The organism is Ensifer sp. KUDG1, assembly GCF_050434285.1.
Classification (GTDB): domain Bacteria; phylum Pseudomonadota; class Alphaproteobacteria; order Rhizobiales; family Rhizobiaceae; genus Ensifer.
The window spans coordinates 148,444-173,641 of sequence record NZ_JBNDIG010000013.1 but is presented as its reverse complement, the minus strand read 5'-3'; the positions used below and the strand labels follow the sequence as shown (position 1 = coordinate 173,641).

At 64.2% G+C, this 25,198-nt stretch carries 20 protein-coding genes and 1 tRNA gene; 9 read left to right on the top strand and 12 right to left on the bottom strand.

Features of this window, described 5'->3' with window-relative positions:
* Window positions 1-5: 5 nt before the first annotated feature.
* Window positions 6-101 (top strand) — tRNA-Sec (locus M2267_RS27385).
* Window positions 102-281: 180 nt separating this feature from the next.
* Here M2267_RS27385 and M2267_RS27380 read toward each other — a convergent pair.
* Complete coding sequence (locus M2267_RS27380) at window positions 282-791, bottom strand: gluconokinase (protein WP_429118987.1); 510 nt, start codon at window positions 789-791, stop codon at window positions 282-284.
* On the bottom strand, window positions 788-2,164 hold the full coding sequence (locus M2267_RS27375; protein WP_429118985.1) for a GntP family permease: 1,377 nt from the start codon (window positions 2,162-2,164) through the stop codon (window positions 788-790). Before M2267_RS27375 ends, M2267_RS27380 begins: the two co-directional genes overlap by 4 nt.
* 282 nt (window positions 2,165-2,446) lie before the next feature.
* Here M2267_RS27375 and M2267_RS27370 point away from each other — a divergent pair, with 282 nt between their 5' ends.
* Window positions 2,447-2,584, top strand: a complete 138-nt coding sequence (locus M2267_RS27370) for a hypothetical protein (protein WP_402320994.1) — start codon at window positions 2,447-2,449, stop codon at window positions 2,582-2,584.
* Between the two features lie 195 nt (window positions 2,585-2,779).
* Here M2267_RS27370 and M2267_RS27365 read toward each other — a convergent pair whose 3' ends face one another.
* Window positions 2,780-4,123, bottom strand: a complete 1,344-nt coding sequence (locus M2267_RS27365; protein ID WP_429118983.1) for a PLP-dependent aminotransferase family protein — start codon at window positions 4,121-4,123, stop codon at window positions 2,780-2,782.
* A gap of 127 nt (window positions 4,124-4,250) precedes the next feature.
* On the opposite strand from M2267_RS27365, the gene M2267_RS27360 reads away from it, so the two are divergent.
* Window positions 4,251-5,009, top strand: coding sequence for a sulfite exporter TauE/SafE family protein (locus M2267_RS27360; RefSeq protein ID WP_043623476.1), 759 nt, complete (start codon window positions 4,251-4,253; stop codon window positions 5,007-5,009).
* A 32-nt stretch (window positions 5,010-5,041) separates the two neighbouring features.
* On the opposite strand, the gene M2267_RS27355 is transcribed toward M2267_RS27360, so the two are convergent.
* Entirely contained in the window at window positions 5,042-5,524 is a 483-nt protein-coding gene (locus tag M2267_RS27355; RefSeq protein ID WP_429118982.1) for a methyltransferase family protein, read from the bottom strand.
* Between the two features lie 173 nt (window positions 5,525-5,697).
* Here M2267_RS27355 and M2267_RS27350 point away from each other — a divergent pair, with 173 nt between their 5' ends.
* Entirely contained in the window at window positions 5,698-6,123 is a 426-nt protein-coding gene (locus tag M2267_RS27350) for an OsmC family protein (protein ID WP_034787506.1), read from the top strand.
* Window positions 6,124-6,168: 45 nt separating this feature from the next.
* Here the strand turns inward: M2267_RS27350 and M2267_RS27345 are convergent, their stop codons facing one another.
* The 7 genes from M2267_RS27345 to M2267_RS27315 all read right to left on the bottom strand — a co-directional run bounded on the left by M2267_RS27345 (window position 6,169) and on the right by M2267_RS27315 (window position 16,396).
* The gene (locus M2267_RS27345; protein ID WP_429118980.1) at window positions 6,169-6,522 is read right to left on the bottom strand and encodes a VOC family protein; all 354 of its coding nucleotides are present in this window, start codon (window positions 6,520-6,522) and stop codon (window positions 6,169-6,171) included.
* A 118-nt stretch (window positions 6,523-6,640) separates the two neighbouring features.
* Window positions 6,641-7,612: an aldo/keto reductase gene (locus M2267_RS27340; protein ID WP_429118979.1), complete on the bottom strand. Its 972-nt coding sequence runs from the start codon at window positions 7,610-7,612 to the stop codon at window positions 6,641-6,643.
* 106 nt (window positions 7,613-7,718) lie between these two features.
* A complete protein-coding gene (locus M2267_RS27335; protein WP_429118977.1) occupies window positions 7,719-8,129 on the bottom strand; it encodes a hypothetical protein in 411 nt (136 codons plus the stop codon).
* A 521-nt stretch (window positions 8,130-8,650) separates the two neighbouring features.
* Window positions 8,651-9,991, bottom strand: coding sequence for an HlyD family type I secretion periplasmic adaptor subunit (locus M2267_RS27330; protein WP_043623459.1), 1,341 nt, complete (start codon window positions 9,989-9,991; stop codon window positions 8,651-8,653).
* 6 nt (window positions 9,992-9,997) lie between these two features.
* Window positions 9,998-12,463 carry a type I secretion system permease/ATPase gene (locus M2267_RS27325; RefSeq protein WP_429118975.1) on the bottom strand — a complete coding sequence of 822 codons (2,466 nt, stop codon included), beginning with the start codon at window positions 12,461-12,463 and terminating at the stop codon, window positions 9,998-10,000.
* A 21-nt stretch (window positions 12,464-12,484) separates the two neighbouring features.
* Window positions 12,485-14,521 (bottom strand): type I secretion protein, encoded by a 2,037-nt coding sequence (locus M2267_RS27320; RefSeq protein WP_429118974.1) that lies wholly within the window; start codon window positions 14,519-14,521, stop codon window positions 12,485-12,487.
* 132 nt (window positions 14,522-14,653) lie between these two features.
* Window positions 14,654-16,396, bottom strand: coding sequence for a hypothetical protein (locus M2267_RS27315; protein WP_043623453.1), 1,743 nt, complete (start codon window positions 16,394-16,396; stop codon window positions 14,654-14,656).
* Window positions 16,397-16,927: 531 nt separating this feature from the next.
* On the opposite strand from M2267_RS27315, the gene M2267_RS27310 reads away from it, so the two are divergent.
* From M2267_RS27310 to M2267_RS27295, 4 genes are all read left to right on the top strand, one after another.
* Window positions 16,928-17,410 (top strand): hypothetical protein, encoded by a 483-nt coding sequence (locus M2267_RS27310; RefSeq protein WP_052202028.1) that lies wholly within the window; start codon window positions 16,928-16,930, stop codon window positions 17,408-17,410.
* A gap of 156 nt (window positions 17,411-17,566) precedes the next feature.
* Window positions 17,567-18,511 carry a DUF817 domain-containing protein gene (locus tag M2267_RS27305; RefSeq protein ID WP_429118972.1) on the top strand — a complete coding sequence of 315 codons (945 nt, stop codon included), beginning with the start codon at window positions 17,567-17,569 and terminating at the stop codon, window positions 18,509-18,511.
* Window positions 18,512-18,608: 97 nt separating this feature from the next.
* The gene (locus M2267_RS27300; protein ID WP_429118971.1) at window positions 18,609-21,665 is read left to right on the top strand and encodes an AsmA family protein; all 3,057 of its coding nucleotides are present in this window, start codon (window positions 18,609-18,611) and stop codon (window positions 21,663-21,665) included.
* A 122-nt stretch (window positions 21,666-21,787) separates the two neighbouring features.
* Complete coding sequence (locus M2267_RS27295) at window positions 21,788-23,053, top strand: alkyl sulfatase dimerization domain-containing protein (protein ID WP_429118970.1); 1,266 nt, start codon at window positions 21,788-21,790, stop codon at window positions 23,051-23,053.
* Between the two features lie 99 nt (window positions 23,054-23,152).
* Here the strand turns inward: M2267_RS27295 and M2267_RS27290 are convergent, their stop codons facing one another.
* The gene (locus tag M2267_RS27290) at window positions 23,153-23,722 is read right to left on the bottom strand and encodes a methylated-DNA--[protein]-cysteine S-methyltransferase (protein WP_429118969.1); all 570 of its coding nucleotides are present in this window, start codon (window positions 23,720-23,722) and stop codon (window positions 23,153-23,155) included.
* 192 nt (window positions 23,723-23,914) lie between these two features.
* Here M2267_RS27290 and M2267_RS27285 point away from each other — a divergent pair, with 192 nt between their 5' ends.
* Window positions 23,915-25,186 carry a GGDEF domain-containing protein gene (locus M2267_RS27285; RefSeq protein WP_429118967.1) on the top strand — a complete coding sequence of 424 codons (1,272 nt, stop codon included), beginning with the start codon at window positions 23,915-23,917 and terminating at the stop codon, window positions 25,184-25,186.
* Window positions 25,187-25,198 lie beyond the last annotated feature (12 nt).

The window sequence follows — 25,198 nt, the reverse complement described above, 5'->3', positions numbered from 1 at the left end:
TGCCTGGAAGGGAATCGTCTCCGGTGGGACGGCCGGACTTCAAATCCGGTTGGGGCAGCGAGCCTGTCCCGGGTGGGTTCGACCCCCACTCCCCTCCGCCAGCACGCGCGGGTTCGAGCCTAGGCTCCGGGATGCGCAGACGTTCAGGGATCGCTTCGCCTTCGATACGCGATTGCGCGGTTCGTTCCGGCCGCGCAGCTGCAAAAGCCGCTCGTCGATGCCGGCTACGCAACCGCGCGCAACGACCGCCTACCGACGCGAAAAGCGCAAGCGGGGCTGGGCTAGTTGCCCAACCCCTGCATGGCGAGATCGACCTGCTCAGCTGTTGGGAGCGCCACGTCGACGACGACGCCATCTTCGTCCGCACCGAGCAGCTCGAGGGTTGCTAGCTGGGTGTCGAGCAGAGAAGCCGGGAAGAAATGTCCCGCCCGATGGGAGAGCCGATCGGCCAGCACAGCGCGGTCGCCGTGCACATGCACGAAGCGGACGCGCGGCGCGCCCGTGCGCAGGATGTCGCGATAGGACCGCTTCAGGGCCGAGCACCCGACCACCGAGGGGCGGCCGGCCGCCTCGTCCTTGGCGATCTCTGCCGCCAGCGCCCGCAGCCAGGGTTCGCGATCATTGTCATCGAGCGGAATGCCCGCGGACATCTTGGCGACGTTCTCCGGCGGATGAAAGCTGTCGCCCTCGACGAAGCGCCACCCGAGCCTTGCGGCCAGAGCCTCGCCGACAGTGGTCTTGCCGCTGCCGGACACGCCCATCACCACGATATGCTGCAGATCTTCGCTCATAGCAGCCACCATCCCACAAGCGCGAAGCCGAAGCCGATCACCCCGAGCAAGGTTTCCATCACCGTCCAGGTCTTGAGCGTCGTCCGTTCATCCATTTGAAGGAAGCGGCCGACGAGCCAGAAGCCGGAATCGTTCACGTGGCTCAACACCGTCGCGCCGCAGGCAATGGCGATCACGAGGAAGCACAGGTCGAAGGGGCTGAGCCCCGTCGTCGCGGCGACCGTCGGAGCGAGCAGCCCGGCCGTCGTCGTCAAAGCGACGGTCGCCGACCCCTGCGCCACGCGCAGGGCCGTGGAAATGAGGAAGGCGGCGACGATCAGCGGCATGCCGATCGCCTCGAGGCTGCCGGCGAGCGCCTGCCCGATGCCGCTTGCGCGCAGAACGCCACCGAACATGCCGCCGGCTCCGGTGACGAGAATGATGCCGCAGATCGGGCCCAGCGCCCCGTCCATCAGCTTTTCCATGTCCTTGAGCGTGCGCTCGCCGCTGAGGACCCACATGCCGACAAGCACGGTGATCAGCAGGGCGACGGGCGTCTGCCCGGCCATGCGCAGGATGCTGACCCACAATGCGCCACCGTCGATCATCTTCGCGGCGGCCAGTGTCGAAAGGCCGGTATTGAGGAAGATCAGCACGAGCGGCAGCAGCAGCACCAGCATGACGGTGCCGAAAGACGGAGGCACCTTGTCGCGCGCCGCCTCGCTCGGCGATCCGAGAAGGGTTGGTACCGGCAGTTCGAAGCGCTTGCCCGCCCAGAGGCCGAAGAGGTAGCTGCCGAGATACCACGTGGGCAAAGCGACGACGAGACCGACGAGCACCAGCAGGCCGATATCCGCCCCCAGCAATTCGCTGGCGGCAACCGGGCCCGGATGGGGCGGGAGAAATGCGTGCATCACCGCGAAAGCGCCCGCCGAAGGCAGCGCATAGAGCAGCACCGAACCGCCGAAGCGGCTCGCGACGCTGAAAATGATCGGCAGCATGACCACGAGGCCGGCGTCGAAGAAGATCGGAAAGCCGAAGAGCAGCGAGGCGATGCCGAGCGCCAAAGGCGCGCGCTCAGGCCCGAACTGGCCGATCAGCCGGTCCGCGAGCACCTGCGCTCCGCCGGAGACTTCAAGCATCCGCCCTATCATGGCGCCGAAACCGACGAGCAGCGCGACCGAAGCCAGCGTCGAGCCGAAACCCTGCAACAGCGTCGGCACCACGTCCTTGAACGAGATGCCGGTCACCAGCGCCGTCAACAGGCTGACCAAAACCAGGGCGACGAAGGCGTGCAAACGCAACCGGAGGATAAGAAAAAGAAGCAGGCCGACGGCTGCCGCCGCAATCAGCAGGAGCGTCGCGGTTCCATAGACGGGTTCGATCGAAGTCATGTGTCCTCCTTGTTCCGGAAGTGAGGTCAAGGGCCATATAGTCTATGGCCCTTCTCAGCAACCTACCTGAAAGAGGTGGGCACAGGAGATACGACCGCATCAATAAGGGCCCGTAGCCGGGCGGTCGCGATCGCCTTCGACAGGCGATCGCAACACGTTTGAGGCGCGTCGCATTGCCATAGGCACCGTTCGCCACACGCACTCGATCAGACCCCATAGGGCGTGTTAGGTATGCCAACATGGCAGACCTGTCGTGATCAGTTCAACTGAAAGGTAGAATAAATGCGCGCAACAATCCTGTTGGCAATGGTTCTAGCCCTCGCCGGATGCTCCCAGACCGGCGGTGGCGGTGGCGGCTACACCGCTGACTATGAGGCTGGCGACGGCGACTATTATCACGGGATCGTCGCGCCGAGATAAGGCCCGACCTTCCCACACGAAAGGTCAGCTTTCGTGTTCCAGCGGGATGGACGCTCGCTCAAGTCCATCCCGGCAACGCCTCCCAAGCAGAGCGGCAGCTGCCATGGCCACGATCAATCGTTGGTCTGCCAGCTCATCCACCCGAAATCGCAAGTGCCGCGACCATTCCGAACCGGTTTCATCGCCGCGGACCACTCATTCCGTGGAATAGAGATCCTCCTCCCGCGCATTCAGCATTCCCGCGAGCGTGCGCAAGCCGCTGTCGAGCTGGTCCATCGTCGGGGTCGCCAGCGCCAGTCTGACCGCATTGGGCGCATGGCCGGGCATCACCGCGAAGGTGGTGGAGGGCGTCAAGGCGATATCGCGCCTGGCCGCGGCAACGACGAAACTCTGCGAGCGCCAGTGGGGTGGCAGCGTCAGCCAGAGGTGGAAGCCGTTCTCGTTCGACTGGATATCGAAGCCGGATAGTCGGTCGGCCGCAAGCCTCTGCCGGGCGCGCGCGTCGATGCGCTTCCGCCTGACCAGTTCGGCAACGGTGCCATCCGCCATGATCCGCTGGGCCGCGGCAAAGGTAAGACCGGAGGCCGACCAGCCGCCAGAACGCACCGAGGCCATCATGCTTTCCCGCAAGCGCGAGGGCGAGACGATGAAACCGAGCGACAGGCCCGGCGCGACCCGCTTGGACAGGCTGTCGATGACGATGCAGGTTTCGGGCGCGAGTGTCGCAAGCGGCAGGTCGTCCTCGAGAAAGCTGTAGACGCGATCCTCGATGACCGGGAGGTCGAGCGCCTCGACGACCCGGATCAGATCGCTCCGCCGCGCCGCAGACATCGTCGTGCCAAGCGGGTTCTGGACCGCCGGCTGAATGTAGATCGCCGACAGCCGGGCCTCCTGATGCGCCCTTAACACCGCATCCGGCCGCACACCGTCGCCGTCCATCGCAAGCGGCACCAGCGTGATGCCCAACCGGACGGCGATGCCCTTGATGAAGGGATAGGTCAGCGCCTCGACGCCGCATCGGCCGCCGGTCGGAACGAGCGCGGCAAGTGCCGCGCCAATGGCCTGTCGACCGTTGCCGGTAAAAACGAGCTGCTCCGGCGTTGCGCACCATCCGTCCCGCGACAGAAAATCAGCGGCCACGCTGCGGGCAACGGCCGTTCCGGTGCTGGTGACCTGCCTCAAGGCGACATCCAGAGCGGCGGGCCTTTCGGGGCCCGCGAGGCTCCTGGCGATCAACGCGGTCTGTTCGGGCAGGATCGGATAGTTGAATTCCAGATCGGTCCGGATGCCACGCGGTTCGCCAAGCGCTTCCGCGCCACGCCTGGTCTCGCCCGAAACGAAGGTGCCGCGACCGACTTCGCCAACGACAAGTCCACGCCGCAGCAGTTCCGAAAAGACACGGCTCGCCGTCGAGGCGGCAATCTTGTGCTCATGGGCAAACCGGCGCTGTGGCGGCAGCCGGTCGCCCGGTTTCAGCGTGCCGTTCGCGATCTCCGCGGCGATGGCGTCGGCCAGCCTGATATATTCGGAGTTAGACATTTATTGCTCCGAGTACAATGTTTAGATTGCACCGAGCAGTATCTGCGATCATTCTCCTTTCATCAACCCACTTTCATTGAGAACGCAGGCGCTTCGGCGTCGCGGCGCGTCAACGCGGAGCCACGCCATGGAACTGACCCTTGCGACCGTCCTCGTCGCTTTTGCCGGCGTGTTTCTGATCAGCTTCATGCGTGGCGCATTCGGCGGCGGCTTCGCCATCATCGGCATTCCGCTGCTGTCGACCGTGATGGATCCGGTTACGGCCGGCGGTCTGCTTGCACCGCTGTTCATCGCGATGGACCTCTATGCGCTGCGCTACTGGAAGCCTTCGACCTGGTCGAAGCCGGACCTCATGCTGCTCGTGCCCGGGCTGGTGATCGGGATCGGCATTGGTTACTTCGTGTTCCGTGCGCTCGACCATCGGGCCATCGCAATTCTGATGGCGGGCATCACGCTCGCCTTTGTCGGGCTCTGGTTCATCCGGGGCGCCGAGGTGACCCCGCATCCGCGTTCGAGACCAAAGGCCGTTGCCGCCGGCTTCACCTCGGGCATCACCACCATGGTTGCCCATTCGGGCGGCCCGCCGCTCGCGATGTACCTGCTGCCGCTCGGTCTCAGCAAGGAAATCTATGCGGGAACCACGAGCCTGTTCTTCACCGTCGGCAACGCCACCAAGCTTGTGCCCTGGCTGCTGCTGTCGCAGCCTTCGGGCGGAACCTGGACCCTGATGGCGCTTTGCCTTCTCACCATTCCGGTCGGCGTGTGGTCGGGCTGGCGGCTCCATGGGGTGTTGGACCAGCGCCAGGTCTATCGCGCCTGCTACGGGCTGCTGGTGATAACCGCGTTGAAACTGCTGTGGGATGGTGTTTCCGGCTACATCGCATGATCGTCGTTACGGGCGTGCGCCGACCGGGGCAATTAGAGCCAGCGCCTGACACGCGCCTTGTAGGCCCGATAGACGTCGCCGAACTTGCGCTCGAGATAGGCCTCCTCGGGCGCCACGACGCCGTAGCGGATGACGAGGTAAAAGGGGACCAGCAGGATCAGCAGCCACAGAGTGTCGAAGAGAATGGAAAAGCCGATCAGGCCGAGGAACATGCCGGTATAGATCGGGTTGCGGGTGAAGCGGTAGGGACCGGCTTCGACGATCGTCGATGTCGGGCGATGGATCTGGATTTCGGTTCCCGCGCGCCTGAAACTCACCGCCGCCCAGATCAAAAGCGCAAGACCGGCGAGAAAAATGATGCCGCCGGCGAGGGCGTCCGGCACGATCGCGGGCACGAACGGCAACGGGTGGAGCCGGTCGAGCACCAGGCCACCGCCCACCGACATCACCCAGGCGATCGGCGGATGGATCACCGCGCCGGAACGGTCAGGCGCATTTCCCGTCGTCTCGTTCATCAAAACACCTGTTGCCTGGTTTGCGCGTGGTCCGCTCCCGCACCAATGGTGCGGGTTGCCATTTTAGCGGACGCGGGCCATTTGCGAAAACCCTCCAAGACGCTATGTGAACGGAGGATCATCGGCTCTGTTTGGGACCATGATCACGCCATGGCTACAACAGGACGAGACACATGAAAGCACGCGTCAAATGGGTGGAAGACCGGACCTTCGTCGGAGAGTCTGGTAGCGGCCACAAAGTCGTTTTGGGAACCGCCTTCGGAGAGGAAGGTCGCACCCCGGGACCGAGCCCGATGGAATTGGTGCTGATCGGCACCGGCGGCTGCTCGGCCTATGACGTGGTGCACATCCTGGAGAAGGGTCGCGAACCGGTCGAAGACTGCGTCGTCGAACTCGACGCCGACCGCGCCGATACGGAGCCGCGCGTCTTTACCCGCATCCACATGCACTTCATCGTCAAGGGCCGCGGGCTCGCAGTCAACAAGGTCGAGCGCGCCGTTTCGCTGTCGATCGAGAAATACTGCTCGGCTTCGGCCATGCTCGCCAAGACCGCGACGATCACCCACGATTTCGAAGTGGTCGACACCAGCGCCGGCTGAGCTCCCATCCGGAGCTCGCATCAACGACCAGCGGGCGCGCGGTCGCTATCGTCGCGCCGGTTGAAACAGTTCGACGACATTTCCGGAGGGGTCGATCAAAAGGATCTGCGCTCCTCCGGGACCGGTGACGATGTCGTTGCGGAACATGACGCCGGCGCGGCGCAGCCGCTCGACTTCGGCGTCGAGGTTATCGACGAGGAGATGGATGCGGTTCCAGCCGCCCGGCCCCGGCTTCTCGCCGTCCGGCATCGGCCGGCCGGCCGAACTCGTCGGTCCGCTCAGCAGCAGCCGCAGCGCGCCGCGCTGCACATCCGCGAAAGCCGGTGCATAGCTCGACAGAAGCGAAAAGCCGAGGTGGGTCGTGTACCAGGCGATCGCCGCCTCGACGTCGTTTACCATGTAGCGGACGTTGACCGTTCCGACATTGCCTTCCTCCGAAGCGAACGTCTGCCCGTAAACAGATGCCGGCGCCCGCGCCTGGGCAACGCCCCGTCTTCAAAAGAGTGGTCGCCGATCTTCAATCCCGATAGAAGTTGCGCCGCCAGCGGTGGGCGGTCAGTTTCGCCCGCTGCGTATCCGGCAGGCCGGCACCGTCGCCGATGGCGCAGTTGCGCTCGACGTTGCGCACCGAGCGCATGCCGGGAATGACCGTCGATACCGCCGGGTGGCTGAGAACGAAGCGCAGCGCCGTCTCGGCCAGCGCGCCTGGCTTGATTTCCAGGTCTTCGACGATCTTCTGCGTCCGCTCCTCGACCTCGCGCTTGCGCTCGCCGCGAAAGTAGGTCTCGCGGAAGTCGCCCTCGGGAAAGACGGTATCGGCGCGGATCTGGCCGGTGAGACCGCCTTCGTCCAGCGCCACGCGGACGATGACGCCGACATTGTGCTTCAGGCACGCCGGCAGCAGCTTCTCCTCCGGCGCCTGTTCGAAGATGTTGTAGATCACCTGCACGCTGTCGACGACGCCGGTCTCGATCAGCCGGAGCGCATTGTCCGGCTCGTAGTCGTTGATCGAAACGCCGAAGAAGCGGATCTTGCCGTCGCGCTTCAGCCGCTCGACCGCCTCCAGCCAGTCGCCGCGGCCGACCCACTCGTCCGACCAGACATGAAACTGCTGCACGTCGATCGTCTGGACGCCGAGATTGCGCAGGCTCGTCTCGGTGCAGGCGATCACGTGATCGGCCGGGAAGGTCTGCTCGGCAGGCGTGCCGGCATGCGCTGGCCATTGCATGTTCTTCGGCGGGATCTTGGTGGCCACGTGGATCGTCTCCGACCGCTCGCGCAGCAAGGCGCCGATCAGCTTCTCGCTGTGACCCTGACCGTAGCCGAGTGCGGTGTCGATGAAGTTGAGGCCGAGGTCGACCGCGCGGTTGAGGGCGCGCGCGGACTCGTCATCGCTTGCGCCCTGCCACTGGCTCTTGCCGATGCCCCAGGCACCGTAACCGATTTCGGAAATGCGCAGGCCCGTGCGGCCGAGGGTTCTGTAGTGCATGGTGCTCTCGCTGGCATTGGAGGGAGGACGGGATGTCGCCGGTTATCTAGGCCTCGGCGATCGACGGTCAACCTGGAAAATGCCCGGGCCAGCTGCCCTATGTCTTCTAGGCAAGGAACCAGAAGAAAACAGCCGAAAGGAAGATGAAGGCGAGCACGAGCCCGATGAACTGCCGCATGCCTTCGCTCGTATTGTCGCCGAGCAAGGCGACCCAGATCGGCCCGCCGCTGCAGTCTTCGTCGCGCAGGTCGCGAATGGAGGCCAGCGCCTCGCGACCCACCGTCCGGCGGCTATAGTCATGCGTCGGCGGCTGCCGGTTGTGATGAGAGGCAAGCGATCCCGAAAGATCCGGCGCGACGAGGCCACCGTCGCCGGCATCGACCACCGGGGCCGGCCGGCCCTCCGTCGTGGGCTGATTGCGGGTCGCGTCTCCTGCCCGCAGGCGCCCCGCGCCATGGTGAAACGCCCAGCGCTGGGGTTTCGACTGCAGATCGGATTTCACGTGCCGGATGGACATCACGCACCTCCACAGGCGTAACCGCTAACCGGGCGCTTTGGTTCCGTGGGCGGGAGCGCATTGTTGATCGTTGGGGGGGCGGAGCGTCGCCGATACGTCGCTTGAGGGACGCAATTGCCGGCAGCGTCAGCCGAAAAATAAAAGAGCCCGCCGCGGGAGGAGCGGCAGGCTCTCAAAAATCGATCAGCAGCCTGGGAGGAGGAGTGGCGCTGATCTCGTGAACGATCCATGGGAGGAGGAGATCGTTCACCCGTCGAAGCTCTGCGGGAGGAGATGCATTGCTTCGATGAGGTGAATATACAGGGTTTCTGCCCAAATCGTAGGCGGATTTTGTGCAGGCCAGCTATGCGCTATGCGCGCAGCGCAACACCGGCACATCGGTCCAGGGCCATAGAAAATGCGATCGAACGGCCGGCGGCGTAGATCATACGCGAGCACGTCAGGCGACGCGCAGGCGGGCGGAAACGGGTTTCACGCCGCCCCCACCGCGACGCCGCAGGTGCTGCCGCCGGGCGAAACGCTCAGTTTTCCATGAAGGCGCGTGCCATGCTGTCGCGGATCGGCTTGGTGAGATAGTCGAAGAAGGTCCGCTCCGCCGTCTGGATCAGGATTTCCGCCGGCATGCCGGGGGTCACGACGAAGTTGTGAACCCTCGCAAGCTCGCTTGCCGGCAGGTTGACGCGCGCCAGATAGACCTCGCGCGTGCCCTCCTGCGTCTGTACCGGCAATGCGTCCGCCGAGACGTAGAAAACCTGCCCGTTGAGAACCGGCGTCGTGCGCTGGTTGAGCGCGGTCAGGCGCACCGTCGCCTTTTCGCCCACCCGGATATTGTCGACGTCGGTGCGCAGCACCTGTGCCTCGATGATGAGCGGAACGTCGGCCGGCAGGATTTCCATGATCGGCTTGCCGCTCTCGATGACACCGCCGGAGGTGTGGAAATGCATCCGGATGACCGTGCCGGTCACCGGCGCATTGATCGTCGCGCGGCGCAGAACATTGGTGGCACCACGCAGTTGCTCGCGCACCGTGTCCAACTCAGCTTCAGCCTTCTGCAACTCGTCGAGTGCTGCCTCGCGGTAGCTCTCCTCGGTCTGGTTGACCTGCTGCTGCTGTTTCAGGATCTGGGCGCCGGTTTCGGAGACTTCGGACATCAGCCGGCCGATCTGCCCCTCGGCATCGGCGATCGCCCGCTGGATGCTCTTGATCTCCGTCTTACGGATCAGGTCCTTGGCGAGCAGCGTCTTCTTGCCGATATATTCCTCCTCGAGCAGTGTCCGCTGCTCACGGACCGACTTCAACTGCTCCTCGAAGCCTTCGGACCGGAACTCGAGGCTCTCGATGTTTCGCTTCAATAGACCGATGTCGCTGTCGAGCTTGCTTCTCCAGGTTTTAAAGTTGAGTTGCTGGCTCTGGACGATCGGCACGACCTCCGGATCGTCCTTCAGGTTCTCGGTGAGGACCGTCGGCAGCGCCACTTCCTTCAGGCCGTTGGCCTGCGCATTGAGCCGGGCGACGATTGCCTCGAGCCTTGCCCGTCTCAAAAAGAACTGCCGTTCGTTGGCGAGCGCCGCCGTCTCGTCCAGCCGGATCAGCGGCTGGTCGGCGGTGACATGGTCGCCCTCGTTGACCAGGATTTCCTTGATGATCCCGCCCTCGAAATGCTGGATCACCTTGTTCTGCCCGGTCGCAACGAAGCTTCCCTGGGCGATGACGGCCGCCGCCAGCGGCGCGGTGAAGGCCCACAGCCCGAAACCGCCGAAGGTAACGACGATCAGTACCATGCCGATCATCGTATGCCGCCAGATCGAACGCGGGACCTCCGCGTACCAGGTCAGATCCTGTACTTTGGCCATATCGCTCATGATCGCCTACGGAAGCTGGTTTTGTTCGAGCGGGTTGCCTTCGGTATTCACGCCGCGCGACGCGAGTGCCTTGAGCACGTCCTGGCGCATGCCGAAGAGCGCCACGGTGCCGTTGACGAGCAACAGGACCTTGTCGACGCTGTTGAGCAGTGCGGGCCGCTGGGTGATGGTGACGACGGTGATCTTCTCGCGCTTGGCATGGCTCAGCGCCCGCGTCAGCGCCGCCTCGCCGGCGGTATCGAGATTGGAATTGGGCTCGTCGAGCACGACCATGCGCGGATTGCCGAAGAAGGCGCGGGCGAGCGCCACGCGCTGCTTCTGACCGCCCGAAAGCGGCGAGCCGTCGGCCGCCACCACCGTCTCATACCCGTGCGGCAACGTGGCGATCATGTCGTGCACGTCGGCAAGCTTGGCGGCGGCGTAAATGTCGGCGTCCGTGGCATCCTCGCGCATGCGGGCGATGTTGGCCTTGATCGTGCCGGGGAACAGCTGCACGTCCTGCGGCAGGTAGCCGATGCTTTCGCCGAACTGCCGCTGGTCCCAGTTTCTGAGATCCATGAGATCGAGCCGCACGTTCCCCGACGTCGGCAGGATGGAGCCGACGAGCATCTTGCCGAGCGTCGTCTTGCCGGCGCCGGAACTGCCGATGACCGCGAGCGAGTCGCCCGGCTCCAGCGCAAAGGTGATGCCGTTGAGCACGACGCGCTTTGTGCCTTGCGGGACGAAGAGCAGGCGCTCGACATCGAGGCGTCCTTCGGGTCGCGGCAGCTTCAGCCGCTCGAAGTTCAGCGGCGACGTCTGCAACAGCGAGGTGATGCGCCCATAGGCGGCGCGCGCCTGGATCACCTGGTGCCAGCCTTCGATCGCCGCCTCGATCGGGCCGAGCGCGCGGCCGGCGATGATCGATGCCGAAATCACCATGCCGCCCGTCAGATGGCCGTGAAGCGCAAGATTGGCGCCCCACCCGAGCATCGTTACCTGCGTCAGCAACCGCACCGCCTTGGAAAGCGAGGCAAAAGCAATGTTGCGATCCTGCGCAAGAACCTGAGCCTTGAGCGAGCCGGCCATGTCCTTGCCCCAGATGTGCACGGCCTCAGGGATCATCGCCAGCGCATTGATGATCTGCGAATTGCGCGACATCGAATCGAGATGCAGGTTTGCCTTGGTCTGGTAGTTGGTGGCCTCGCCGAAGCCGGCGGCCGTCGCGCGCTGGTTGAGCAGCGTAACGATCAAAAGCAGGACGGCCGAGGTGACGACGATGGCGCCAAGATGCGGATGGATGAGGAAGACCGCCACCAGGAAGAACGGCGCGATCGGTGCATCGAGGAAGGAAAGCAAGGTTCCCGACACCAGGAACGAGCGCAATTGCTGCAGGTCGCCGAGCGTCTGGTATTCGCGCCCGTTGCTGTGGAGTGCGGCTCTTGCCGCCGCACTCAGGATCGGCGCGCCGAGCTGGGCGGCGACCTCTACCGCCGTGCGCATGAGGATCATGCGGCGAATGCCGTCAAACACCGTCTGCAGCACCACGGCGCCGACGATCAGCGCCGTCAGCATCATCAAGGTGTCGATCGAACGGCTGGTCAGCACCCGGTCGGATATCTGGAACAGATAGACCGGTATTGCGAGCACGAGCACGTTGGTTGCGATCGTGAACACCATGACGATCATCAGGTTCTGCCGGATCGCCTTGATGCCGGCCCTGAGGCTGGCGGAGAAATCGACCGGTCCGAGGCGTTTGTGAAAGGCGCCCCCTCCTCCGCCACCGCCGCCGCCCTTGCCGTCGGACGATCCGCCACCCTTGTCGGGCGAACGGGCCTCGACCTTGATCGGTCCGCGATCGGCTTCGATCACCACCATGCCCGACGGAGAATATCTCTCCTTCATCTCCGCCGTCGGCCAGACGACCGGTTTCTCCGCCGGCTTTTCGATGCGCGGTTCCGGCCTCCGTTCTTCCTGCATCGGTCGGCGCTCAACCGGCGCTTCGTCGCGCGGAGTGGGCTGGATCTCGACGCGCGCCACCGGCTCGGTCTTCGGCGGCCAGGGCCGCTGCATGACGTTGCCTGTCTCTGCGGCGCCTGCCGGTGGCGTTGCCGTCTGTGGCGCCTGCGGCGTCACCGCCTCGGCGATCCCTATCGGCGGCGCTGCGGCACGCACCGGCGCGACGCCGGATGCGGTGACCGCCGCCTGTATCGGCCTTGCAGCGACACCCGAGCCCGCGGGTGAAATGCTCCAATTGCCGTTGTCGCCGGCGTCGGTTGCCGCCACTCTTCTTATCTGGTCCGCCACTCCGTCGATCTCCCTAACGGCACGATTGAGAACGTGTTCTTGATGATTGAGTTTGCGAAGAAGCTGCCGCCGCGCGGCATCGGCGCGAGACGTTTCCGACCGTGTTTCCTTTTCCTCCACGCGCGAAGCGGCATCGCCGCCGGTTTCGGCGGGCGCCGGCCGAGACGGATTGGTGCGGTCGGTCATGATTATCCTCCCGCACTCCCATCAGGCGACCATGCTGTGCATGGGGTCGGCGCTGGCCGTGTCGATGCTGTGCTGGTTCGGCGAGATCTGGTCCTGCGGCTGGTGGCCGGAATCCGGCGTGAGCATGTCGTCGCCGAGAAAGATCACCGCCTCACTGACGAGCGCATCCGGATTCTGGCCTCCGAGATAGGGATCGTTCTTGACCAGCTCCGCCTGGATGAGCACCTCGTCCGAATAGGCGCCGCCACCGGCATAGATGGTCTTGCCGGTATCGACATCGACGATCCCGGCATAGTTCAACAGGGCGTTCGAGCCGGTGGAAATGGTCCAGTCCGCATCCGGGCGCGCCTCGAGCGCGTTCATCGCCAGCGTCACCTGATCGCTGTCGCCGAGGATGTTGGTCTGCTGGATATAGTTGAGGCTAATGAGATCGCCGGAAATGTAGAGCACCCGCAGGCCATGAAGCCCGGCAAAGGCGGGATCGTGCAGAAAGTCGTCGCCCGACGGCTTCTTGCCTTCCGACAGGTCCTGCAGCGCCGACAGGTAACCGTCCGACATCGGATTGACCGGGCCTGCACGACCGGCCTCGACGATGCCGGCATAGTTCCAAAGCAGGTTTCCACCGGTCGAGACCGAACCGGCACCGCTGGTGTGGAATCCGCCGACGGCACCAATCAGATCATTGTCGAGCAGGATATTCGTCTGCTGGATGATGTTGGCGTCGAAGACGCTTCCGCCGACAAAGATCAGGTCGAAGCGGTATCCCAGTTCAAGCAGCGACACCTCGTTGGCGGCGGTATTGTCGCCGGCGACGATCGAGAGCTTCGAGCCCGAAGCCGAAAGGATCGCCGTGTCCTGGTCCGACATGAAGGTAAACTGCTGCAACCAGTTCACCATCATCAGGTCGCCCTTGACCTCGGTGATGGCCCAGGCCTTGGGGAAGTCCCCGGTTTCCGCATGGGCTGGTTCCTGCGCCGGCTCGACATGCTTGAACATCGCGATGTTGAACGCCTGGGTGGCGGCCTGCTCGGGACTGCCGCCGCTGAGCGCAGAGCTGACGAGGTCGCTGTCGTAATAGGCGTTGACCTGCACGATCGCGTTGAGCGCGACGTGGTCGCCGGCCACAGCCAGCACGTCCGCCTGCAGCCAGTTGCTGGTGATCACGACGGAGTTGACCAGCGTGTTGCTGCCGGTCTCCAGTTCGACCGAACTGTTGATCGAAACGGTGCCTTCCCCGTACGCGACGCCGCCGCTGACCTCGACCGGCCCGTTCGTAAGTGCAGGCTCGTCCGGTGTCTCGGTGGCCTCGTCCGCGCCCGGCAGATGATCCTTGAGAACCGGCGCTTCCTCGACGATCACGCCATTCACATAAATGCCTTCGAGCGCGCTTGCCTTGGCGACGAAATGGCTGACGGTCATCCCCTCGGCCTCTGCCTCGCCGCTGGCCGCATAGGCATCGAGCCTTTCAGCCGCGTTCGTTACCAAGCTGGAGATCGCATCGCTGGAGCCAGCGACATCGGTGTCGCCGAACAGCGAAATCTGCTGGGCCGCATCGATGAGTTCGGCCATTGTGGCGCTGTTGTCGATCTGCAGGCTGGACGTCAATCCATGCCCGCCGACGCTAACAAAATCGTTGTCCGAGAGTTCGGCGATCTGGTTGCTGTAGACCACGACCGAACCCGGCGGGTTGATGTGCGGCTCGACCACCTGCGCCGCCGATCTCGGCGATCCGCCCTGCAGGAAGGCTTCCGTGCTGGCGCGGCCAAAGGAACCGCCAAAAATGGGATATTCCGGCAAGGACACTCCGGCATAGCCGTCCGGTATCGGCATGAAGATGTCTGGTCCGACCGGCTTGTACGGGACGTCGGGGTTAAAATCGTCGAGATCGTAGGGGGCGTGCACCTTGACCGGCGCGGACAACAGTTCCTTCGGGTCCTTGTGGACCTCGCGATCCGGATCGAATTTCTCGTGGATTTCACGCAGACGGGCCTCTTCGGCCGAGAGCTCGAAGAGACCGATGAAATGGGCAATGGCCTCGGTGATCTTTGCGGAATACAAGGTCAGGGCCTCCTTCTTGTAACCGGCAGTCCCCTCTGGCATGGCGGGTCATGCCGGACTGCGCGAGAGGCTCCCCGCGCAGTCCAATTCAATGCCGATGTCCGCGGCATGCGGTTCGGCATCACCTCATGATCAGGTGTTGTCGTCGTCGCCGACCGCAGTGGTCGTGAAGTCCCCACCAACAACCGTCATGTCGATCGTGTTGCCCTGCAGGTTCGCACCAAGCACGATCTGTTGGTTGAAGGCGTTCGTGTCGATGACGGCATCGGCCGACGCCGAGGAGAGCCCTTCGACGAAGCTGTCGTCACCATTGTACGAGCCCCACATGCCGGCGCTGCCACCAGCACCGCCATCGCCGTTCGTTGCGAAGCCGCCAGCACCGCCGTCGCCCGCGGCACCGCCGAATGAATGGCCACCATAGGCGTCGCCACCGTCGCCGCCGCCTGCCCACGAACCCGTGAGAGCAAGGCCGCCAAGGCCCGCACCACCGGTTGCAGCACCGCCGGTGCCGTCGCCACCATAGCCGTCACCGCTGGTCCCACCGCCGGCATAGGCATCGCCACCGCCGCCGCCGGCGCCACCGACGCCCGCACCGGCGCCAAAGCCGGCACCTGCACCGAGACCGGCACCAAAGCCGTCGCCACCATCACCTGCGTCACCGGCGTCGCCGCCATTGGCACCGCTGGTATCGCCAACCGCCACGCTGTTGCCACCGAGGCTGTCGCCACCGTCGCCACCAAGGTTCAGGATCGGCAGGACGAAGCCGCCGGCGTCACCGCCGTCACCGCCGTCCGAGGCGCCTGCCGGGCCGCTCGTGACCGCGCCCGTTTCACCGCCATTGCCGGCACCGTTGCTGCCGCCGTCGCCACCGACACCCGCGCCGACACCAAGGCCGACACCGAGGCCGAGGCCAACACCGAGCCCGGCACCGCCGGCGCCACCGGCACCTGCCGTGGCCGAACCGCCATTTGCGTCACCGCTGCTGCCGTCGGCACCAACGCCAACGCTGGCAGCGATACCGCCAAGCCCGGCACCGCCGGTGGCATCGGCATTGTTGGTGGAATCACCGCCGTCACCGTCGCCAGCACCCGCGAAGCCGCCGATCGAGTGGCCGCCATCGCCGCCGTCACCGCCGTTGGCATAGGCCTTGCTGCCGCCCTCGCCGCCATCGGCGCCGGCCTTGATGCCATCGCCCGAGCGGGCGTCGCCGGCATTGGCGTTGCCGTTCTGGTTGAGCGTACCGCTGTTGTTGATGTCCGAGGCGCTGTCGTCATCCGACATGATGGCGTTCTGGCTGAACACGTTGGCAACGTTGCTGTTGCCGTTCATCGAGCCGTTCAGGATGTCCTTGAAGCTCGTGTTCGCCATGCCGTGGATCGAGGAGTTGTCGATATCGGCAAAGTCGTCGTCCGACGGCTTGTAGCCGCTCAAGTCAAGATCGACGTCCACGTCGACCGTCGTCTTGCTGTCGACGTCGACATGGGTGCTGTTTTCGTTGAGGTTGGCATTGAGATTGGCGTTGCCATTACCGTTGAGGTTGGCGTTGCCGTTGCCGTTCAGGTTGGCATTGCCGTTACCGTTCAGGTTGCCGTTACCGTTGGCATTGGCGTTGCCGTTGCCATTCAGGTTTCCGTTGCCGTTCAGGTTGCCATTGTAGGACTCGCTGTATTGCGATTGTCCCTGGTCCTGGCCCTGCCCTTGATCCTGGCCCTGTCCCTGGTCTTGCCCCTGGCCCTGGCCTTGTCCCTGCCCCTGAAGCTGGCCCTGCAGCTCCGCCTGCAATTGTCCTTGACCCTGGCCTTGCCCTTGATCCTGGTCTTGATCTTGAGACTGGCTGTCATCCCATGGCCACAGGATATTTTTGTCCTTGCTCATAACGATCACCTCAAGTTGAGGCCGCGACAGCCGAGCCGCATTCTTCTCATACGCGGATTTGGGCCATGCGCGGGCTACATGTTGAACTTAATGAAAATGGTTCCTCCTGGACGCCGCAGCGTCCGCATGCCGATATTTCGATTGCTTTCTTCTGGCTGCCTCTCCCCTATTGGGTCGAGAGGACCGGATCAGGTTCCCTAAAGGGCATTTTGCCATTCGATGCAGTGCTAGCCCCATAAGGCCCGATGCGTCCTGCTCGCCGGTTGCGCTGGAGAGTCTGTCGAAAACCGATACACATTGTAAGTTGTCAGTTCGGGCTAACCACCGCGGGCTAGCGGCGACGGCGAAATGTCTTCACCCGTGGGTTAGGTAAAATGTGGCCCTCAACCGTCCGCTGGCGGCAAGCCGACGACAGAGCTGGGCGTTGCGTTTCAGGGTCTGCAGGACGCCTGCCGGAACAAATTTACTCGCCGCCAGAATGGGATATTCTAGCGTTCGTCCATTGACGGACAAAAGCGCTGGCAGGGGCCCATGGCAAGATTTCATGAGATCCTACTTCTGATCGGACAACTCAACTATACGTGGACCAATACGGAGAGTTTGCTCATCTACCTCATCGCCGGCCTCGCCCGGGTCGACAAGGAAACCGCGATTGTCATCTTCCTGACGCTGAACACGACACGGGCCCGTATCGAACTCGTCGAGCGGCTGACCAAGATGGGAAAGACGCCTGCCGCCCAGCGGCAGGAAATTCTCGCGATTACCCAACAGCTTGGCCGGCAGGCGAAGCTCCGCAACAAGTATAGCCACTGCATCTATTCCTTCGACGAAACCGGCGATCAGGCAAGCACGCAGCTGATGGCGATCTTCGACAGCAAGGACACGATCAAGTACGGCAAGATCGAGCAGATCAACGAGGCGGAGATCGCTCGGATCAACGAGGTGATCGAGCAGCTGCAGGAGGTCAACCGGGAAATCTGGGCGATCGTCGACCGTTACGCCTTCCCGCGGTGATCAACCGCCACGAACGCTGATTGCGGCCTGTCGCCAACCTGCCGCCTGCGGGCGGTGACGGACGCGGCGGCCCCACACGGCCCGGTTTCCACCCATCCACAATTCAACCGCATTGTCAGGCCATCGCACGAGCGACGGCAACGGGAGGCTATGCGGATGGTTGGAAAGCCCGAGGAGAGGCGGTTTACGAGCCTTGAGGCGCGCATCGACGCTGCGGCCCATGGCGTGCTCGACCGGCTTCCGGCGAGCGGCCTCCTTGGCGGCCTGACCGAATTTCTGGTGTTCGGCATCAAGCAGGCCTTCGCCTGCCTCTTCGGCGGCGCCATGCTGGCCCTGATGCTGGCAACGAAATTCTACTGGCCCGAAGGCAGTGGTCTCGCCCGCTACGACTTCCTGTTCCTGAGCGCCATCGCCATCCAGGTCTCGCTGCTCGTCTTCAAGCTCGAGACGATGGCCGAGGCCAAGGTCATCCTGATCTTCCACGTCGTCGGCACGCTGATGGAAATCTTCAAGACCTCCGTCGGCTCCTGGATCTATCCGGAGCCGAGCTTCTTTCGCATCGGCGGCGTGCCTTTGTTTTCGGGCTTCATGTATGCCGCGGTCGGCTCCTACCTGGCGCGCGTGACCCGCATTCTCGACATGCGCTACAGCAACTACCCGCCGCTCCTTGCCACCCTGCTCTTGGCTTTTGCCATCTACGTCAACTTCTTCAGCCACCACTACATCATCGACCTGCGCTACGCGCTCTTCGGGTTGACCGCTATCCTCTTCCTTCGCACCACGGTGCACTATCGCGTCTTTCGCTTTCGCCACCGCATGCCGCTGCTTCTCGGCTTCCTGCTGGTCGCCCTCTTCATCTGGTTCGCCGAAAACATCGGCACATGGTCGCGGGCCTGGATCTATCCCTCGCAGCATGCCGGCTGGACGCTGGTCTCCGTGCAAAAGCTCGGCGCCTGGTATCTGCTGATGATCCTGTCCTTCGTGCTCGTCACGCTCGTGCACCGTCCGCGTGCGGTTGTCGCTTCGGCCGCCGTGGCCGAGAGGAAGGCCGCCGAAATGAGCGGTTCACCCGCCGCCGAAAAGGGTGTCGTCGCGCGATAGCGCAACCCTAGAGAGAGGCCGGATCGCCCCGGGAGTTGCAAAACGGCGCGCGCTGGAAAACGATACCGAATCAATCGCTTTCGCAACGAGGGGAAACATGCGGCGTTTCTTTCTTTGCCTGCTGGCGTTCGGCGTCCTCGCTGTCGTTTCAGTCATGATCCTGCCCAGCTTCGTTTCGAGCGACTGGATGCGCGCCGAACTGGGGCGGCAACTCTCAAACGCGACCGGCAGCGCGATCGCGCTCAACGGCCCGGTCAGGCTTTCCGTCGTCCCTCACCTGGCGGTGGTGGCCGAAAACGTCTCGCTCGATGCGGACGGCATGACCGCAGAGATTGGCGAAGTCGCGGGCTCGGTGACGCTTTCCTCGCTCTGGTCCGAGCGCCTGCACGTTAGGGAAGTAAGGCTCGTGCGCCCTGTCGTCGCGCTGCGGCCGAAGGCGGAGGCCACCGCGGCTGCCCAGGACGGGGGGGCCGAGGCGGGACAGGCGAGCACGGGCGAAACACGCGATCCGCTCGCCGCCCTCGTCGCCTTCCTCGAAAAAAGCGCCATCGACAAGATCTCGATCAGCGAGGGAACGCTGCGGCAGGAGGACGCCGGCGGTTCGGTCGACGTCGTCAAGGATCTCGACCTTACGCTCGCCGTTCCGGATATCGATGGCGAATTGTCGCTCTCGGCCGGCGCCGGTGTCGAGGGCCGGCGCTACGAGGTGACGCTTGCCGTATCGCCATTGCGTCCGTTGCTCGAGCACAAGCCCGCCGAACTCAGCCTCTCTCTGCAAGCCGAGCCTCAGCTCGCGGCCGGGCTCACCGAACTGACCGCCAGCGGCCAGGTGGCGCTGAATGCCAATGGCGGTTACCAGATCCGCGGCGGCAAGCTTACGATCGGCGACGAAGCGCTCGGACTCGACGCGCTGTTCGTGCCGGGCAGCCGCCCGCGGTTCCTCGCCGACCTCAATGCCGAACGGCTGGACCTGAGCGCGTTCCTCGAGGGCGGCGAGACCGCCGCATCCTCCTCGCAGCACCAGGAACCGGCAGGCCGGACGGACAAGGCCAAGGCGGCAGCGGGCCTGCAGGCGCTGGCCGGCTTTGACGCCGATATCAGCGTCAATGTCGGCGCCCTTGCCGTCGGCGACATTTCCGCATCCGACGTCACGCTGACGGCGACGGTCAAGGACGGACAATTGTACGGGCGGCTCGAGCATCTCGGCATCGACGCCGGCAGTGTTGCCGCCGATCTCGCCGCCGACGTCAGCGCCGCCGAGCCGATTTTCCAGGGCCGCGTCGTCAGCAACGGGCTCGACGTTTCCAAACTCGCGGCTCTGGCCGGCCAAGCGGTGCCGCTGACGGGGACCGTGACGATGGACACGGCCTTCGCGTTCCGCGGACTGAGCGCAAGCTCCGTGCGCAAGACGATCAACGTGACCGGCGGCGCAAGCCTGCGCGACGCGACCATCGTCATTCCCGGCATCGCCGATCCGACGATGGCCGAGGTGAAGGCAAAGAAGCTCGCCCTCAAGATCGAGGGCCTGGCCAAGCCGATGCGCCTTGCGGGCAGCCTCGTCTGGCGCGGCAAACCGGCCGAGATCGACCTCACGCTGCCGGTCCGCGACCTGCTGATGGATGCCAACGCCCGCGCGGGTGACATCCCTCTGAAGCTCGATGTGCGCACGAAAGAAGCGACGCTTGCGCTGGACGGCAAGGCGGCGCTTGCAGGCAACTACGCCGGCAAGGTGAACTTCGCGGCCGCAGACCTGCAAGCACTTCTTGCCTGGATCGGCCAGGCCGACGCGGGCGGCATTAGGCAATTCGCCTTCAACGGCGACGTGCAGGCAAGCGCTGCCGGCGTCGCGTTCCAGAAGGCCACGCTCTCGGTCAACGGGGTCGAGGGAAGCGGCAACGGCGCGGTCGAACTTGGTACCCCGCTCAAAATTTCAAGCGCGCTCCATTTCAAGGAACTGGACCTCGCGCGACTCGCCGGCGCACCGTCGGCAGCGCCGCAGGCAAAGGCCAAGGGCAAAGCGGGCGGAGGCCCTGCCCCGGATGCGCCGCTGGATCTGTCCGCGCTTCGCACGATCGATGCCTCCATCAAGGTCGATGCCGAGAAGCTCGGTTACGGCCGCGTCGTCGCCGGGCCGGTCGCAACCTCCCTGAGGATCTCCGAGGGCATTGCAAACCTCGACATTCCCGAAAGCCCCTTCTATGGCGGCCAGGTGGCCGCAAGCCTCACCGCAGATGGCTCCGGCACGGAGCCGTCGATCGCGGTCAAGGCCTCGATTTCCGGCGCTTCGGCCGCACCGCTGCTGACCGACCTTGCGAACTTCAAGCACCTTGAAGGCGCGCTGCAGACGACGTTCGACATTGCAGGCGCCGGCGGCACGACGGGCGCGCTCAAGCGAGCGCTCAAGGGCACGGCGCAGGTGCGTTTCTCCGACGGCGCCATTCGCGGTATCGACGTCGCCGACGTCTACAACAATCTTGTCGGCCTGATGTCGTCCGGCTTCAAGCAGAACGACAACAAGGCGACCGGCTTTACCGAGCTCGGGGCGTCCTTTGCGATCGAGAACGGCGTTGCCCGCACCGACGACATCAAGCTCGTCGGCCCGCTCGTGCGGATGAGCGGCAAGGGCGAGGCAAACCTGCCGGAGGACCAGTTGAACTTCCGGCTCGATCCACGCGTGGTCGCATCCTTGCAGGGCCAGGGCGCCGATATCGCGACAGAAGGCATCGGCGTGCCCGTCATCATCGAAGGCTCGTTTGCCGCTCCGCGTATCTATCCCGACCTATCGGGCCTTCTGAAAAACCCCGATGCCGCGCTTTCGACCTTGAAGAAGCTCGGATTGCCGACCGGCAAGCTGGGGCTCGACGAGCTCCTGTCCGGGGAAGGCAAGGGAGGAAAGCTCCGCGATATCCTCGGTGGCGCGATCGGCAAACAGCCGAAGGATGAAGGCCGAGAACTCTCCATCGAGCAGATCATCGGCGGTGGCAGCGCCGAGCCCGAGGCGGCACCGCCTGTCGAAGGGCAAAATCCGCCCGACACGGCTGCGGAACAGCCATCGCCGGAAACGCCGCAGCCTGAGCAGCAACCCGCCGCAGAAGCCGAGCAACCGGCACAGGACAAGAGCACCTTGGGAAAGCTGTTCAAGCTCCTTCAGTGAGCGGGCGCCTCCGGTGATGGAGCCCGAAGCCTGAAACATGCCCACAAGACCGCACGTGCCGGCTTCCAACTACGGCCGGCGGTGCTAAAGCTGTCTGCGATTGCTGCAAGGACAGAAAGATCATGAGACACGACCCGTTGTTCGAGCGTCTTTGGGACGGCACGGCTCCGATGGAAGAATGGACCGCCGCGGTCTCGCATGGCGCCATCACGCACGTCGCCGACGATATCATCACCGTCCATACGACCTATTTCTGCGGCAGCGTGACGGCCATCCGCACGCGCGAAGGCCTGGTCCTGATCGATACCGCGAAGCCGGAAACGGCAAAGCAGACCCTCGACGTCATACGATCGTGGGACGACAGCCCCATACACACCGTCATATTCACCCATGGCCATATCGACCATACCAGCGGGATCACGGATATCGACCGGGAAGCGGATGCCCGCGGGCTGGCGCGGCCGCGGATCGTCGCCCACCGCAACGTGAAGCGGCGGATGGAGCGCTACGAAGCCTCGCATGGCTACAACAGCATCGCGCAGAGCCAGCAGTTCAACAATCCGGGCTACGTCTATCCGATCGGCCAGCGGCGACCGGACGTGGTCTTTGACGACACCCTGTCGCTCTCCGTAGGCGGCGAGCGGATCGAACTCTTTCACGGCAGGGGCGAGACGGACGACGCAACATTCGTCTGGCTGCCGGAACGGCGCGTCCTTGCGAGCGGCGATTTCGTCATCTGGGTGTTTCCGAACGCCGGCAATCCGCGCAAGGTGCAGCGTTATGCTGCCGATTGGGCGACGGCACTCCGGCGGATGGAGGCGCTCGCCCCGGCGGTCCTCATTCCCGGTCACGGTCCGGTCGTCTTTGGCAAAGAGCGCGCGGCCGAGATGCTGCGCGACGGGGCAGAGGCGCTCGAGCATCTCGTGCGCGAAACGCTCGCGCTCCTCAACAGGGGCGCGACACTCGACGAAGTCCTGCATGCGGTAAAGGTGCCGGATGCATATCTGGCCAAGCCTTATCTGGCAGCCAAATACGACGACCCGGAATTCCTCGTCCGCGGCATTTATCACTTCTATGCCGGCTGGTTCGATGGCGACGCGGCCCACCTCAAGCCGCCGCGGACCGCCGATCTCGCATCGGAACTGGCCGCTCTTGCCGGCGGCGCCGAAAAGCTTGCAGAACGGGCCGCGCGCCTATCGGAGGAAGGGCGTTTCCGCCTCGCGGTGCAGCTCATAGAATTCGCCAGTGCAGCCGCACCCGGCGACCGGGCCATTCAGGCAACCCGCGCAGCCGTCCTGCGAAAGAGTATCGAGAACGAGAAGTCACTGATGGGCAAGGCCTTCCTCGCGGTCTACGAACGCGAGGCCGCGCAGCGGTCCAAAGGCTAAAGCATGCCGCGCAACGATTTGCGACAACGCCATAAAAACAAGAGCTTAAAGCCTGTCGCGTGAAGCTTCTTCACGCGGCACCCGCTTGAAAGAGTTTACCTAGAAGCCAAAGGACTGCTGTGCGGGTTTTGGCTGTTGCGCTTCCAGGTGGACGCCTTCCAGTTCGAGCATGCGCGTCTTGGTGGTCGACCCGCCGGGCGCTGAAAACCCGCCGATCTTGCCACCGGCCGCCAGAACGCGGTGACAGGGAATGATCAGTGACACCGGGTTCTTGGCCATGGCCTGGCCGACGTCGCGCGCGGCTTCCGGCCCGACGCCCAATTCCTTGGCGAGGGCGCCATAGGTGGTGGTCTGGCCCCAGCGCAGCGCACGCGCGGCCGCGTAGATACGCAGGAAGAACTCGTCCTGACCTTGCAGGTCCACCGCAAAGCCGGAGAAATCGACCTCCCTGCCTTCGAAGTAACGCTGCACGGCTTCCACCGCCGCCTCTATTTCAGGCGTCGGCTCCGATGCCTCGCCGGAAGGCAGCCGCCGTAGCAACAGCCGTTCGGTCGCATCTCGCGTGCTGGTCGGCAATTGAAAGCGCGTGATGCCGACATCGTTCCAGGCGATGCCGCAGAACCCGGCTGCGGTCTCAAAGATGAAATAACGATGCATCGCCTGGCCCATCGGCCTTGCCTCCACTTGTACGCCTCTCCCTAGAAATCGTGCAGGACGCCGCCGAATTCAACCCGTTTCCTGCCTATGCGACCGCCGTTTTGGCACAGATTGCCCGAAGCCGCGGCACGTCGCCCCGCGCCGTCATTTGCGAAAGCTTTACGCTTGTCGGGCATGGTTTCGCGCGAACATCAGGAGACGATGGTGGACATCCTGCATACCCCGACGATCATGCTCAGTTCGTTCGCGACACTGGTGATCTTCGCCGCTTTCTTCGGACTTGCCTGGCGACAGGAGCGCAAAAGCCTCGAACTGCTTCTGTGGTCCTCGGCCTTCGCCATCGGCGCGCTTGGCTTCGTCCTGTTGACGCTGCGCGGCGACGGCTACAACTTCATCACCATCTCGCTCGGCAATGCGCTCGCAGTGCTAGGGCTGGCGATGATCTGGCTTGGCCTGCGCGCCTTTGACAATCAGCCGCTCAAGATCGCCTCCGCGCTCATCGGGCCGATCCTGTGGATCGTCGTCACCTACTCTTCAGACTATGTTCGCCAGAGCGTCACCAGCCGGATCGTGCTCTATTCCTTGCTGATCTTCGCCTATTCGGCACTGATCGCGCACGAGATCTTCCGGTCGGAAAATTTCCGCAAGCTCCCCAGCTCCTACATCGTCGCCTTCGTCTTCGCCACCCACGGCCTGCTCTACCTCTCCCGCATTCCGCTGATCCTGATCTGGCCGCTCGCCGGCAATACGGCGGCGGGAACGGCGCAGCCGCTCTGGTACCAGTTGCTGACCTTCGAGCTGTTTCTTCACAGCCTCGCCGGAGGCTTTGCGTTCTTCGCGCTGGTCAAGGAACGAACGCAGCAACGCTACAAGCTCGCCTCGGAAACAGACGCACTGACGGGCGTGCCGAACCGCCGCTCGTTCCTTGCGCAGCTGGAGAGCCATCTCGCCACGCAACCGGTCAGGGGAGCGCTGCTCTATCTCGACATCGATCACTTCAAAGCGATCAACGATCGCTTCGGCCATACGGTGGGCGACCAGGTGCTCGTGGAATTTGCCGGGATCCTCTCGAAGGCCGTGCCGCGCAGCGCCGTGATCGCGCGCATCGGCGGGGAAGAATTCGCCGCCTGCCTGCCGCAGGCGGATCGCGCCGACGCGATCGCCATTGCCGACAGCATTCGCACCTCGCTCGAGGCACGCCGGATGAGCACGGCCAAGGGCGTGCTGTCGGCAACGGTCAGCATCGGCATTGCCTTTGCCGACCGGCACGAGGATGTGCACGCGATCATTTCCGCCGCCGACGCCGCGCTTTATGCCGCCAAGGCCGCCGGCAGAAACAGCGTCTGGTCGGAAGATTCGTCGGGCATGCCGCAGTTTGCTGCGGGCCCGATTGCGCCCATAGAAACGGCGACGACGCTTCTAACGCTAAGCCCATCCAGAAGCAGTGCGGCGACGCGGCGGCCCACCGGCTCCTGATATTTCCGCGTC

Coding starts and splice junctions, on each gene's coding strand:
- M2267_RS27365 (WP_429118983.1), bottom strand. CDS start 4,123: ATGTCTAACTCCGAATATATCAGGCTGGCCGACGCCATCGCCGCGGAG.
- M2267_RS27345 (WP_429118980.1), bottom strand. CDS start 6,522: ATGGTAAACGACGTCGAGGCGGCGATCGCCTGGTACACGACCCACCTC.
- M2267_RS27310 (WP_052202028.1), top strand. CDS start 16,928: ATGGCAAGATTTCATGAGATCCTACTTCTGATCGGACAACTCAACTAT.
- M2267_RS27360 (WP_043623476.1), top strand. CDS start 4,251: ATGGAACTGACCCTTGCGACCGTCCTCGTCGCTTTTGCCGGCGTGTTT.
- M2267_RS27290 (WP_429118969.1), bottom strand. CDS start 23,722: ATGGGCCAGGCGATGCATCGTTATTTCATCTTTGAGACCGCAGCCGGG.
- M2267_RS27340 (WP_429118979.1), bottom strand. CDS start 7,612: ATGCACTACAGAACCCTCGGCCGCACGGGCCTGCGCATTTCCGAAATC.
- M2267_RS27325 (WP_429118975.1), bottom strand. CDS start 12,463: ATGACCGACCGCACCAATCCGTCTCGGCCGGCGCCCGCCGAAACCGGC.
- M2267_RS27315 (WP_043623453.1), bottom strand. CDS start 16,396: ATGAGCAAGGACAAAAATATCCTGTGGCCATGGGATGACAGCCAGTCT.
- M2267_RS27370 (WP_402320994.1), top strand. CDS start 2,447: ATGCGCGCAACAATCCTGTTGGCAATGGTTCTAGCCCTCGCCGGATGC.
- M2267_RS27355 (WP_429118982.1), bottom strand. CDS start 5,524: ATGAACGAGACGACGGGAAATGCGCCTGACCGTTCCGGCGCGGTGATC.
- M2267_RS27350 (WP_034787506.1), top strand. CDS start 5,698: ATGAAAGCACGCGTCAAATGGGTGGAAGACCGGACCTTCGTCGGAGAG.
- M2267_RS27380 (WP_429118987.1), bottom strand. CDS start 791: ATGAGCGAAGATCTGCAGCATATCGTGGTGATGGGCGTGTCCGGCAGC.
- M2267_RS27330 (WP_043623459.1), bottom strand. CDS start 9,991: ATGAGCGATATGGCCAAAGTACAGGATCTGACCTGGTACGCGGAGGTC.
- M2267_RS27305 (WP_429118972.1), top strand. CDS start 17,567: ATGGTTGGAAAGCCCGAGGAGAGGCGGTTTACGAGCCTTGAGGCGCGC.
- M2267_RS27295 (WP_429118970.1), top strand. CDS start 21,788: ATGAGACACGACCCGTTGTTCGAGCGTCTTTGGGACGGCACGGCTCCG.
- M2267_RS27375 (WP_429118985.1), bottom strand. CDS start 2,164: ATGACTTCGATCGAACCCGTCTATGGAACCGCGACGCTCCTGCTGATT.
- M2267_RS27300 (WP_429118971.1), top strand. CDS start 18,609: ATGCGGCGTTTCTTTCTTTGCCTGCTGGCGTTCGGCGTCCTCGCTGTC.
- M2267_RS27335 (WP_429118977.1), bottom strand. CDS start 8,129: ATGTCCATCCGGCACGTGAAATCCGATCTGCAGTCGAAACCCCAGCGC.